The organism is Anaerobacillus sp. QJM3NY_32 (assembly GCF_056173645.1).
Map to the genome: position 1 here is coordinate 4,249,712 of NZ_CM149684.1, position 13,273 is coordinate 4,262,984.

Genomic DNA, 13,273 nt, shown 5'->3' on the forward strand with positions numbered 1-13,273 from the left:
CCCCAAACGGGGGCTTTTACTCATTTTCTTCCTTCTGTTTCTTCTGTTCTTTATCTTTTTCTAGTTTCTCATCGGATCGCTGCTTCTCAAGCTTTTCTCTAATCCGATTAAATTCTTTACTAGGTGGCATCAAACTAACAATAACATCACCTGCTTCAGCTCTAGTTTGAGAGTCATGGGCGAAGAACTCCAAACTTCCAGAGGGCTTTTTCACAAAGAGCATGATCGTTTCATCATCTCTTTCTTCCAGGTATTGATCATAAGCATATTGCTGAGTGATGTTTGTTTTACGGAAAACATAACCACTTTCTACCTTACGATTCAGGCTTTCCCATGTAGCTCCTTCTTTAAAGGCTACACGTCCACCGATCGTGTGAACAAGCTCCTCAAGATCATCTCCTCGATCGTTACGTAAGCTTAACTGGAAGAGGTTATTACGACCAATCTCCGGAACGAAAGTCGTACAAACGAGCGCATTATAAGAATCAAGCTCCGTAGCTGCAAGCATATACTCGTAAGGGGTGAGATCAAGGCGATACTCTGTTTGCTCAGAGAGTATTTCTCCTCTATAAAAAGGTACTCCTGCTTTTCTCGTTGTAAGCAGCCTTTGCCATGATGAGTCTGTTATTAATACAGGGATTTTAAGTTCTTTCAGCGTTTTGGATAACGCCGTAGAGAACGTACTACCCCCAACAATCAGAACACCGGGCTGGCCATCACTCGCTAGTCCAAGCTTCTCAGCAGTCCAACGAATAGAAAAGCCGTGAACTACAACAGTAGCGAATACTAATGCAAACGTAAGTGACATTAATATTTTTGCATCCTCAAATCCTGCATCAAGTAAAACACTAGCAAAATAGCTCGCTACAGTTAATGCCACAATACCTCGTGGCGCGATCCAGCCAACAAGCGTTTTTTCTTGCCATGATAAATCCGTTCCAATGGTTGATAACCAAATGGATAGTGGTCTTACTACAAATAACATCAGAATTACGAATACCAGAATTTGCCAATGGAAAATTTCAAGCAAAGTGTCAACTGATAAAGAAGCTGTTAGCATGATGAAAATCGTAGAGATCAATAGCACTGATATATTTTCTTTAAAATGCCTCATATCATCAATCGAAGAGATATGCATATTGGCAAGAGTAATACCCATTGCCGTAACAGCAAGCAGTCCAGTTTCATGCGTGATTTCATCAGCCACTGCGAAACAAAGAATCACCACTGCGAACACGACTGGAGATTTCAAGAATTCAGGTACATAACCTTTCTCGAACATCCAACCTACTCCGCGACCACATAAGAAGCCAAATAATGTCGCAAAAAGGGATCCTAAGAAAAAGACAAGAAGGACGGTTGCCGTTGCTTCTTCTACTTTTAAGAATTTAATAATTTCAAATGCAAACACAGCGAGAAGAGCTCCAAGTGGATCAACGATAATTCCTTCCCACTTTAATATTTTCGCGGGTCTTGGTTTTAGTTTGGCTTGTCTCAATAACGGCAAAATGACCGTAGGGCCAGTGACAATAAATAATCCACCAATAACAAATGCTACGCCCCAGGATAGACCTGCAACATAATGGGCTGATAACGAACCAAGGAGCCACGCTAGAAAAGCTCCTATCGTTACAATTCTTCCGACTGGTCTTCCAAGCCCTTTAATCTCACGAAAATCAAGATTTAGACTTCCTTCAAATAAAATAATGGCAACTGCAATAGATACAAACGGGTCAAATAAGTCACCAAATACATCTTCTGGATGAAGTAATCCAAAAAGCGGACCGACAAGCAATCCAATGATGGACATAACGACAATGGCAGGGAAGTGAAAACGCCAGGCAATCCACTGTGAAAAGATGCCAAGGGCACCCACAAGCATAATATTAAATAAAATCGAATCGACCATGGATAGCCTCCTTATGTTTAACAACTGCTAGTTCTTCATTTCTATTCTGTCCTTTGTATATAACTTCACTATAATCGAAGTGAACAGAAATGTTTGAAAATATGCTCAAATTTGTAGATATTAGTAAAAAAGAAGGAAACATCTATTACCTGCCGTCATTTTATACGTAATCACCGCTTCAAGGCAACTATCTACTCTTTTCTATCCAATCAATCCCCAATGACAAGGTATGTGTTGTGAATGGAGTATTACCCTTCAATCTACAAAACGAACCCATTTCCACACTTTATTATTTTCTCATTACAAGAATAACATCGGTATGAAAAAAGAAGCAGGTCCCCCTGCTTCCTGTTATTTATCTTGATCAAGTTTTAATTTCGCTAAAGCATCAGCAAGAGCGGTATTAACTGGTTCATCCTGGCCTTGGTTTTTCATATATTTTGATACGTCTTTCTTTGTTGCTTTGGTATTCTTTTCCTTTTTTCGTCGTTCATTAAACGTCGATAGCTTTTCACGATGACCGCACTTACATATAAATGTCTGTGCGTCTCCCTGTCCATGAAGCTCGAGCTTTTTCTTACACTTAGGGCATCTAGCATTCGTTACTTTACTTTTACCTTTACGGTACCCACATTCTCGGTCCTGACAAACGAGCATTTTCCCCTTCTTACTTTTCACTTCGAGCATTAAATTCCCACAGTCGGGGCATTTGGTTCCCGTCACGTTATCGTGCTTATATTTCTTCGTACTTGATTTGATCTTCTGAACAGTTTCATTTGCGTAAGCCTTCATCTCTTCAATAAATGCCTGCTTCGATAGTTCGCCTTTTCCAATCGCTTCAAGCTTTTGTTCCCATTCTGCCGTTAGAGCCGGGGATTGTAATTCGTCTGGGACAATGTCTAACAATTGCTTTCCTTTAGATGTAATTGTTAAGTCTTTGCCATTCTTTTCAATCAAAAAGCTATTAAATAATTTCTCAATAATATCTGCACGCGTTGCAACGGTTCCTAGCCCGCCTGTCTCACCAAGTGTTTGGGCTAGCTTCTTATCCTGATTACCAAGAAATTGAGCTGGCTTCTCCATTGCAGTTAAAAGAGTTCCTTCGTTAAAACGAGACGGCGGATTTGTTTTCCCTTCTGTTCTTGTAAGAGAAAGAACGCGAAGTTCCTGTTTTTCTTTTAGCTCTGGAAGAATGACATCCTCTTCTTCAGTATCGTAAACTTCTTTCCAACCGGCTGAAAGAACACGTTTGCCTTTCGCATCAAAACGCTCTTGGCCAATCTTCGCAACAATCGTGACTTGTTCGTATTCAAATGGAGAGTATAGTGCTGCAACAAATCGCTTTACTATGAGATCATAAACCTTACGATCCTTATCGCTAAGCTCGCGAATAATGGGTGTTTGCTCCGTAGGAATAATGGCATGATGATCAGAAACTTTTCGATCGTCAACAATGTGCTTTCCAGTTTGAATTGGGTTCCCAAGTACTTTTCGAGCCGTTTTCTCATAAGGTGCCACTGCTTCTAGTCGTTCTTTTAACGTATCCTTCATATCAGAAGACAAAAAGCGAGAATCTGTTCGAGGATATGTGACGAGCTTATGCTGCTCGTACAGTCGTTGTGTAGCTGAAAGAGTTTCCTTTGCAGAGAAACCATAGCGTTTATGAGCGTCTCTCTGTAGCTCCGTTAAATCATATAAACCTGGAGCGAACGTATTTTTCTTTGCTTTTTTCACTTCTTCAATCTGAGCTGGTTTGCCCGATAAATTCTTTAGGTAAGTATCTATTCTGTCTCGATCAAATACCCGCGAATCATTCGATTTCGCATCGCGATAAGTTAATGTAAAACCATCCACAACAGCAGAAATCCCATAATAGCGTTCAGGTTCAAAGGCTTTTATTTCTTCCTCTCGCTTTGCAATAATCGAAAGCGTTGGTGTTTGTACTCTGCCACTAGAAAGCTGTGCATTGTATTTTGTCGTAAGCGCTCGAGTCGCATTAAGACCTACATACCAATCCGCTTCAGACCTAGCTGCAGCTGCCTGGTATAGGTTCTTGTACTGATTTGCCTCTTTCAAATTCTTAAAACCATCACGAATCGCTTTATCCGTTACAGAAGAAATCCAAAGTCTTTTTAACGGTTTTTGGACACGTGCTTTTTCAATAATCCATCGTGCCACAAGCTCCCCTTCTCGTCCCGCATCAGTGGCAATGACAATTTCGCTAACATCTTTCCGATTCATTTGCGTTTTTACAACGCTAAATTGCTTCCCACTTCTTTTAATAACAACTAGCTTCAGTGGGGCAGGAAGCATCGGTAAGTCCTCTAGCTTCCACGTCTTGTATGCTTCATCATAAACTTCTGGATCAGCTAGTGTCACAAGATGACCAAGCGCCCATGTGACGATATAACGGTCTCCTTCAAGAAAACCATTTCCACCTTTTGTACAATTCAATACCCTCGCAATATCACGTCCAACAGAGGGTTTTTCTGCAAGAATAAGCTGTTTACCCACAATACCAATCTCCTCAAATATCGATTCTTTTCTATTTACTATCATACCAGCTTCGATGTTACACGTGAAACAATGGAAATATCATACTGTTTCTTTCACTATAAAATTTGTAGAAGATAGATGAACATACAAAAAAAGAAGATGTTATCCCATCTCCCCTTTTGTTAAACCTTATTAAGTATGCCATCTTCAATTAAAACCTCTTCAAGAGCATCAACGACTTCTGCGTCATATAAGACACCTGAAAGACGCTTTAATTCATTCATGGCATATTCTGGCGTATACGCTTTTCGATAAGAACGATCGTCTGTCATCGCGTCATAGGAATCGCAGACTCCAATAATTTTTGCGCCAATCGTTATCTCATCACCTTTAAGGCCATCAGGGTAACCAGATCCGTTAATTCGCTCATGATGCTGTCTAATGATCGTGCTAATATCAGCATAATACGTATCTTGTACCATTTCTGCACCATCGGTAGGATGCTTTTTTATAATGTCATACTCCTCGTCTGTAAGACCGCCCGGTTTATTAAGAATTTCTTCAGGTACGTTAATTTTACCAACGTCATGGAGGATTGATGCAACTATCAGATTATCAGTGTCTTCTGGCGTTAAATGCATTTTTTTACTTACTTTAATACTCATACTCTGAACTCTTTCACTGTGTTCCTTTGTATATCTATCTTTTTCACCAACACTTTTAACATTCGATATGAGTTTTACTATCTTTTCACTTAGGAATCGGAATGTAGCTTCATTTATTACCCATAAAAAAGTAACTTCTTTGATTACATCAAAAAAGACAAGTTCATACAAACCTCTAACTGTAAAATAATCTCCTCGAGTTAATCTGATGTTTAAATCTTCACTGAATATCTCCCCATCAATTATATAAAAAAATTCAAAGGTTTCATATGTTTTGGCAGGGTATAGATAAAATGCTGTCTTGGCTTTAATTTTATGTTCCATTATTTCCAAGCCAGCACCTTTAGCTAAAAGACTTAAAGATGCAGACTCTTGCTCAGCTTTATCTAAAGATTCATTTTTACGGCGAAACTCCAATCCTTCCAAATCTTATCTCCCCTTTGAATAAAAAGCCAAATAATACACGTAAATCTATTATATAATACCTAAAAATCAAATAAAAGGTACACTTCAGGTTCAAGTGTACCAACCTTTTTATATCATGGACCCACTACTTGAATCGGATCAACCCATACCCAGCGGTCTCCAATTTGTACGTACACCCATGAACATTCAGCCTGAATGCCCTCTTTAGCAGCTTCTGCAATCATGTCTGCAGTCATTTTGTTTGTTTTATCAATTAGATTGTCAATTAGTTTATCAAGTTCTTGATTGTATTTAGAAGTAAGTTCAGCTTTCTTAGTCTTTACTTCTTTCTCAATCTTAGCAATTTCAGCGTCTGATTTCCCATCCTGACGAGCGGTAGCGAGTGTTGCATCAAGCTTAGTTGTTTCAAGAGAAAGCGTTGACAATAGTTTGTTACCTTTAACCTGTGCTGTTTGAATCTCTTCTTCAATCTTAACATTTGTTTCTTCAATTTTCTGTAAAATATCACTGTGATCATTTTCTGCTGCAAAAGTTCCAGTACCCATGAACATAAATAGTGCAACTACTGAGAATAAAGCTACGATTAACTTTTTCATTTTAATCCTCCCCTAGTAAACTCGTATTCTGTGAAAAGATAGAATTGGGTCATACTTCCCACTAATCAACACTATACGGTAAATTTTTCAAGAAATCTATTCTTTTTTACCCTCTTTATTCGACGTTTTTGGAAATTATTAGATTACATTTATCGTTTATAAATGTAAATAATTTCTACAAAATAAATAAACAGCCGATTGAATCGGCTGTCTGTATTAGCGATTTATTCGATAAACTCTCGCTTCATAAGGCTTTAAATTGATCGAATCATTTACTTCTTGCACAACAGGATAGTTATTCAGAAGCAATTGATCTTGCTTTAGAACCAGTCTTGTTTCAAATACAGCTGGCTCTATTGATAGGTTCGTCACAACAAGAACTTGATCTTCTTCTGTTGTTCTCGTATAGGCATAAAGCTGCGGATGCTTTTCAAGAAGCAAATCATAGGTCCCGTAAGTGAAAACTAGGTTTTCTTTCTTCAGCTGAATCATTTTTTTGTAGAAAGTTAGAATAGAGTTGGCATCATTCTCTTGCTTTTGTACATTAATATCTACAAAATTCGGATTGACTTTTAGCCAAGGGGTCCCTGAAGAAAACCCAGCATTATAGTCGCTGTTCCACTGCATTGGTGTGCGACTATTATCACGAGAAGAAGCCCAAATTACTTTCATGATCGATTCGTGTGATACACCAGCTTCACGTTGGATGCGATAGCGATTTTTATCTGCAACATCGTCATAATCTTCAATAGAAGGGTATTGAACATTTGTCATGCCGATTTCCTGTCCCTGATAAATGAAAGGCGTTCCTTGCATGAGGAAGTACATCGCTCCCATTGAAGTCGCACTTTCTCGCCAGTATTCCTTGTCGTTCCCCCATGTTGATACTACACGTGGCTTATCATGGTTCTCAACAAACAATGCATTCCATCCTTTGTTTTCAAGCCCTTTCTGCCAGCGTGTCAGCACTGACTTGAGAGATACGATATCAAGTTCAGGTTTATCTACTGCATCCCATAATCCAAGATGCTCAAATTGAAAAATCATATTCATTTTCCCATTTTTTTCGTCGACCCATTGATCAGCTTCATCAATGCTTACGCCGTTGGCTTCTCCAACCGTCATCACGTCATAATTAGAATACGTTTCATCCTTAAATTCTTGAAGAAATTCTTGAATACCCTTCTGATTCATATGCATATCAAAGGAAGAGACGTATTTTTCATTTGCAGGATTGGGCATATCCGGGAATCCTGGGCGTTTTTTAATGTGACTAATGGCATCAATACGGAAACCATCAATCCCCTTATCAAGCCACCAATTCACCGCATCATAAAGCGCTCCACGAACAGCGGGATTTTCCCAATTTACATCCGGCTGCTTTGTTGAGAAAACATGGAGATAGTACTGATCTGTTTTCCTATCGTATTCCCATGCTGAGCCGCCAAAGATACTTTCCCAGTTATTCGGTTCTTTGCCATTCTTACCGTCACGCCAAATATACCAATCACGCTTCGGATCTTCCTTCGAGGACCGTGACTCGATAAACCATTGATGCTCATCACTTGTGTGATTCAATACGAGATCAATAATCAGCTTCATATCTCGCTTATGCACTTCCTCTAGAAGCGCATCAAAATCTTTCATTGTACCGAAATCTTCCATTATATCCTGATAATCAGAAATGTCGTATCCATTGTCATCGTTTGGAGATTTGTACATGGGACAAATCCAAATCACATCAATGCCAAGATTTTTTATATAATCGAGTCTTTGAATAACCCCTTGTAAATCACCTATACCATCACCATTTGAATCCTGGAAGCTACGAGGATAAATTTGATAGCCTACTGCTTCTTTCCACCAGATTCTATTCATGTCTCTACACCCTCATCTTTTAGTTAAAGTTAGTAAAGTGCAAACGTTTGCCTAATTTTCGATAAAAAAACGCTTTCTTTTGTCTATTTAGATGTTCTTACTTGTAGTTTACTTGTATTCCACCCATTTATCAATATGAATATGAAAGTATTTTTTCGAGATGATGACAGATGCTATTGACGAGAGTTCAAGAGATCTATAGAATACGCTAATAATGCGTACCAGGTTTCGTATAAATTTGGAGATAAGGTCCAAAGGTTTCTACCAAACTACCGTAAATGGTTTGACTACGATGACAATTCTGGCAATGTGAATATGTCATCCTCTGTCTAAATGAGAGGAGAATAATAATGGAGAAGTTAACCAGAAGAGTTCAAGCAGCTGCGGGGAAACGCCCTGCAGATCTTGTGATTAAAAATGGAATTGTATTAGATAGTTACAACCTAGAGCTGATTAAGACAGATGTAGCTATTGTTGATGGTGTGATTGCTGGACTTGGAGATTTCGAAGGTCATCATATTATTGATGCGGATGGGAAATACATCGTACCATCACTAATCGATGCTCATGTTCATATCGAATCCGCAATGGTCACCCCTTCCGAATTCGCCAATGCTGTTCTTCCTTGTGGAGTGACGACAATTGTCACTGACCCCCATGAGATAGCGAATGTCTGCGGATCCGAAGGTATCTCTTATATGCTTCAGGATTCTGAAAACGTTCCGATGGATATATTCTTTATGCTTCCCTCAAGTGTGCCTTCTACCTCCTTTGAGAATTCAGGCGCCACCCTTTCTGCCGAAGATCTCAAACCTTTCTATGAGCACAGCCGCGTCCTTGGCCTAGCTGAAGTGATGGATTATCCTTCAGTCGCTCATACTTCACCTTCTATGATGCAAAAGTTATTCGATGCACAAAACAAGAAAATAGACGGACATGCCGCTGGGCTCCATTCCAATGCTCTAAACATTTATAAATCGGCAGGAATTACGACGGATCATGAATGCATCACGGCTGAAGAAGCGCTCGAGCGGATAAAACGTGGGATGTATGTATTCATTCGCGAAGGGTCCGTAGCCAAAAACTTAAAACAACTCATTCCCGCTGTAACTGAACGAAATGCTAGAAGATTCATGTTTTGTACAGACGATAAACATATCGATGACCTGATCAATGAAGGAAGCGTCGATCATAATATTCGACTTGCTATTCAAGAAGGGGTAGATCCACTTCTAGCCATTCAAATGGCATCATTAAATGTGGCTGAATGTTTTGGGTTATCAACGAAAGGGGCTATTGCGCCTGGCCTTGATGCTGATTTTCTTATGCTCGATGACATTGAGTCCTTTTCTATCTCTCATGTTTATCGTGCTGGAGAACTTGTTGCAGAGTCTGGAAAGACAAAAATGGGAGCAAAGGTTACTCCTTCGAATCGGATTACAAGCTCTGTTCATCTCCCCACACTAAGAAAAGATCACCTGAAACTAGCCGTTTCGAAGGAAGAAGCGAATGTTATTGAACTCATTCCTAATCAAATAGTTACAAAGGCCAGAAAATTAACGGTTGATCATGATGAAAATGGTGGGTTTGTTTCTTGTTCTAGAAAAGACCTTATGAAGCTGGCTGTGATTGAGCGCCATCATCATACAGGCAACATTGGCCTTGGGGTTGTGAAAGGTTTTCAATTTCATGATGGGGCAATAGCAACAACCGTCGGTCATGATTCGCACAACTTAATTATGGCAGGAACGAACGATGAAGACATGATTAAGGCTGCAGAAGTCATTCAGGAAATGCAAGGTGGGTTGGCTGTTATTCGAGGAAAGAAAGTGATTGGTAAGCTACCGCTGCCAATAGCTGGACTACTTTCGGATAAAGACTATCCTACTGTCATAGAGGAACTTGAAGAAATCGAAAAAGCATTAAAGGAAATTGGTGCTCCAGATCACTTCAATCCTTTTCTTACCCTTTCGTTTTTAAGCCTCCCTGTTATTCCGGAGCTAAAATTAACGGACCTCGGACTTTTTCATGTAGGAGAGTTTCGCCATATTAATATAGATGAATAGACGATATGAAGAAAGCAGCATGGCAAAATCGCCATGCTGCTTTTGAATTATAGAGAACGTTGTAAAATATCTCGAACGCTCTCACGATCCAGTTCTTTATAAGTGCCAACGCCTGGCTTAATAAATGTTTTCTCAACCATACCATCAAATTCAGCATCGTCAATTTCGTAATCAGCAAGACGTGATGGAGCGCCAAGTGAATTCCAGAACTCACGAAGCGCTTTCGCCCCTTCAACTGCTACTTCTTGATCACTTTTCCCTTCTGATGAAACGCCAAGAACGTTTACCGCTAGCTGTTTCACGCGGGAAGGATCTTCTTTAAGAACATGTTCTAACCAGTTCGGGAATAGAATCGCCAATCCGCCTCCGTGAGGAATATCGTAAACAGCAGATACCGCATGCTCGATTCGATGTGTTGCCCAGTCCCCACCATCTGTACCATTACTTAATGTTCCGTTAAAGGCTGTTGTACTAATGTACATCATCGTTTCACGATGTTCATATGATTCAAGATCATTTAGTAGCTTAGGACCAGTTTGAATTGCCGTGCGAAGAAGTGATTCAATAAATCCATCGATCATTGGTGTATTGTTTGTACGATGGAAGTAATGCTCTAGCGCATGTGACATACTGTCAACAATGCCATACACCGTTTGATTCTCCGGAACCGAGAATGTATAAGTAGGGTCTAGTACCGAAAACGTCGGAAATACATGAGGAGAACCCCAACCGAGCTTCTCTTTTGTTTCCCAATTTGTAATAACTGAAACTGAATTCATCTCAGATCCAGTTGCAGCAAGGGTTAATACCGTACCAAATGGGAGAGCTGATTCAATCGGCTCCTTCTGCGTGATTAAATCCCATGCAGAACCTTCGTAATGGGCACCTGCCGCGATCGCTTTCGTACAGTCAATTACACTGCCACCACCAACGGCTAGAAGGAAGTCGATTCCTTCTTTCTTACAAATGGCAGAACCTTTCTCAACTGTTGTTAAACGTGGGTTTGGTTCAACACCAGAAAGCTCATGCACCTCTGCATTTACTTTTTTAAGTTCTGACATGACAGCATCATATACGCCGTTTCGTTTAATACTTCCTCCACCATATACAACAAGAACTTTCGCACCATATTTAAGTTCACCTTGCAATTGAGTGATCTGATCTTTCCCGAAATAAAGACGAGTTGGATTGTATTGTAAAAATGTATTCATAAGACACCTCATTATCGTTAGTCGAAGTTAGTGTAACACATTCACTTCCTAAAAACGTACGTTAAACTATCGGTTAGTGACGACGACTTCACGTCTTTGCTCCTCCGCACGATAAGCAGCCTCCATCAGCACTGTTAATTCAAGGGCAAGTCCTAGGTTTTCATCAGTTTTGATATCCTTTTGAATGTGGTCGATCCACTGAAAGAATGGGGATGGGCGGTCATCTGGAACCGCTACCTCTTCCCACTGATCAGATACTTTCTTTAGTAAAACCTTCTCTGGCATGCCATATACCGCTGATCCTTTAGTGCCATTTATTTCAATGGTAAATGGGGAGTGATCATTTACAAACCCTGTTTCTGCAATACCGTAGGAACCGCTTTGATATCCAAATGTCACGACAGCCTGGTCCTCTACTTCTTTCTCTGTTACATAACCGAACTGAGCTGTGACACGTTGCGGCATTCCTTGGAATAGCCTCGTTAAGTACACTGGATGACAGCCAAGGTCGATTAATGCTCCGCCCTGACACTCTTCTTTCTGATAGAAATGCTGTGGAAGCCAATCAGCAGTCGCTCCATTATGAGCAAGGCGTACACGTGTCTGTGTGATGTCGCCAAGATCACCTGATTCAATCAACTGCTGAATAGCTTCCGTATAACCATCATAAACGCGGGGCAAAGAAACAAATAACTTTACCCCAGTCTCATTCACCGCTTCTAGAATCTCCAGCGCCTCATTTTCTTTAGCCGCTAGGACTTTTTCAGTAAAGATATGCTTTCCTGCCCTCGCTGCTCGAATGATGATCTCCTTATGCATGTTTGTAGGTGAGCTCACTACAACAGCATCGATATCTTCTCGATTAAGAAGGACGTCTAGATCACTTATGTACTCCACCGCTCTTTCCTGCGCTTCTTTTCTTCCACGTTCTTCGTTCTCATCCCAGATCGCTTTTATATCTGTATCAGGGTGAATCTGCGACTCTTTGGCATAATCTTTTGCATGAACGTGCCAGAAACTAATCATTCCAATCCTCATTTTGTAAACGCCTCCATTATTAGTTAAACCCATATATGTCTATTATTGTAATGGAGTTTACACTGATCAATCAAACATACCGCTACAACGAAAAAAATATTACATTCGTACAAATTAATTGTTTATGTTATAATAGTAGATGTGCTATAATTTATAAATTTGGGGGTGGGCGCTTGTTTGAGGTAGGCGATAAGATTTTTTATCCCATGTACGGTGCAGGTATAGTCGAAGCAATTGAGGAAAAAGAAATACTGGGCGAAACTCAGATCTATTATATTCTTAATATGCCTTTTCGTGATATTCAGGTGATGATTCCAAAAGGTAAGACGGAAAACCTGAAGATTCGTGAAGTGTCTGATGTCAGTACGATGGACGAAGTGCTAACTTCTTTTAATGAAGAAGTTGACGTAGAAGAGCCCAGTGCTAATAGGAACCAGCGTTACCGGGATAATATGAACAAGCTTAAAACGGGAGACATCCACAATCACGTGGAAGTGATCCGTGAGCTCGTTGCCCTTAACAAGAAAAGACCGCTCGGAACTGACGATAAAAAACTACTGGAGAATGCCCAGCAGTTTCTCATAAGCGAGATCGTTTTGACGAAAGACGTCGAGTTAGATCAAGCAACGGTAATATTGAAGGAAGCCATTAAGCATTAATGCTCGATGGATAACAAAAGACAGCCCAATCGGGCTGTCTTTTTGTGTGGCGTTGAAAGGCTCCAGTGTCTGACGGGTCTAAACGGGGTTTTGCCGCTTTAGTTTCATCCAGCTACAACACACCAGAACCTCGGCCACTTCACCTTTCAACCTGAACACAAAGGACGTGTTCATTTTGAAAGGCTCCAGTGTCTGCCGGGTCTAAACGGGGTTTTGCCGCTTTAGTTTCATCCAGCTACAACACACCAGAACCTCGGTCGCTTCACCATTCAACCTGAACACAAAAAACGTGTTCATATTGAAAGGCTCCAGCGCCTGCCGGTCCTAAA

At 40.3% G+C, this 13,273-nt stretch carries 9 protein-coding genes and 1 riboswitch; of the genes, 2 read left to right on the plus strand and 7 right to left on the minus strand.

The window, feature by feature from the left end; translation table 11 throughout:
- Window positions 1-16: 16 nt before the first annotated feature.
- The 5 genes from AC0VYH_RS21790 to AC0VYH_RS21810 form a co-directional block, all read right to left on the minus strand.
- Window positions 17-1,909, minus strand: coding sequence for a cation:proton antiporter (locus tag AC0VYH_RS21790; RefSeq protein ID WP_194218211.1), 1,893 nt, complete (start codon window positions 1,907-1,909; stop codon window positions 17-19).
- Between the two features lie 351 nt (window positions 1,910-2,260).
- Window positions 2,261-4,423 (minus strand): DNA topoisomerase III, encoded by a 2,163-nt coding sequence (locus tag AC0VYH_RS21795; protein WP_475373143.1) that lies wholly within the window; start codon window positions 4,421-4,423, stop codon window positions 2,261-2,263.
- A gap of 164 nt (window positions 4,424-4,587) precedes the next feature.
- The gene (locus tag AC0VYH_RS21800; protein ID WP_475373144.1) at window positions 4,588-5,496 is read right to left on the minus strand and encodes an HD-GYP domain-containing protein; all 909 of its coding nucleotides are present in this window, start codon (window positions 5,494-5,496) and stop codon (window positions 4,588-4,590) included.
- Between the two features lie 113 nt (window positions 5,497-5,609).
- A complete protein-coding gene (locus tag AC0VYH_RS21805) occupies window positions 5,610-6,092 on the minus strand; it encodes a hypothetical protein (RefSeq protein ID WP_194218208.1) in 483 nt (160 codons plus the stop codon).
- Window positions 6,093-6,308: 216 nt separating this feature from the next.
- Window positions 6,309-7,970, minus strand: coding sequence for a glycoside hydrolase family 13 protein (locus AC0VYH_RS21810; RefSeq protein WP_475373145.1), 1,662 nt, complete (start codon window positions 7,968-7,970; stop codon window positions 6,309-6,311).
- Between the two features lie 208 nt (window positions 7,971-8,178).
- Window positions 8,179-8,280: riboswitch (purine riboswitch) on the plus strand.
- 40 nt (window positions 8,281-8,320) lie between these two features.
- On the opposite strand from AC0VYH_RS21810, the gene ade reads away from it, so the two are divergent.
- Window positions 8,321-10,036, plus strand: a complete 1,716-nt coding sequence (gene ade, locus AC0VYH_RS21815; RefSeq protein ID WP_194218206.1) for an adenine deaminase — start codon at window positions 8,321-8,323, stop codon at window positions 10,034-10,036.
- Window positions 10,037-10,083: 47 nt separating this feature from the next.
- Here ade and AC0VYH_RS21820 read toward each other — a convergent pair whose 3' ends face one another.
- The gene (locus AC0VYH_RS21820) at window positions 10,084-11,247 is read right to left on the minus strand and encodes an iron-containing alcohol dehydrogenase (RefSeq protein WP_194218205.1); all 1,164 of its coding nucleotides are present in this window, start codon (window positions 11,245-11,247) and stop codon (window positions 10,084-10,086) included.
- A gap of 66 nt (window positions 11,248-11,313) precedes the next feature.
- Entirely contained in the window at window positions 11,314-12,285 is a 972-nt protein-coding gene (locus AC0VYH_RS21825) for a Gfo/Idh/MocA family protein (RefSeq protein WP_475373146.1), read from the minus strand.
- A 173-nt stretch (window positions 12,286-12,458) separates the two neighbouring features.
- Between AC0VYH_RS21825 and AC0VYH_RS21830 the strand changes: the two genes are divergently transcribed.
- A complete protein-coding gene (locus AC0VYH_RS21830; RefSeq protein ID WP_194218204.1) occupies window positions 12,459-12,944 on the plus strand; it encodes a CarD family transcriptional regulator in 486 nt (161 codons plus the stop codon).
- Window positions 12,945-13,273: the final 329 nt, after the last annotated feature.

Bases quoted from the DNA above. Each gene is read 5' to 3' on its own strand.
- AC0VYH_RS21790 (WP_194218211.1), bottom strand. From the start codon at position 1,909: ATGGTCGATTCGATTTTATTTAATATTATGCTTGTGGGTGCCCTTGGC.
- AC0VYH_RS21805 (WP_194218208.1), bottom strand. From the start codon at position 6,092: ATGAAAAAGTTAATCGTAGCTTTATTCTCAGTAGTTGCACTATTTATG.
- AC0VYH_RS21810 (WP_475373145.1), bottom strand. From the start codon at position 7,970: ATGAATAGAATCTGGTGGAAAGAAGCAGTAGGCTATCAAATTTATCCT.
- ade (WP_194218206.1), top strand. From the start codon at position 8,321: ATGGAGAAGTTAACCAGAAGAGTTCAAGCAGCTGCGGGGAAACGCCCT.
- AC0VYH_RS21820 (WP_194218205.1), bottom strand. From the start codon at position 11,247: ATGAATACATTTTTACAATACAATCCAACTCGTCTTTATTTCGGGAAA.
- AC0VYH_RS21825 (WP_475373146.1), bottom strand. From the start codon at position 12,285: ATGAGGATTGGAATGATTAGTTTCTGGCACGTTCATGCAAAAGATTAT.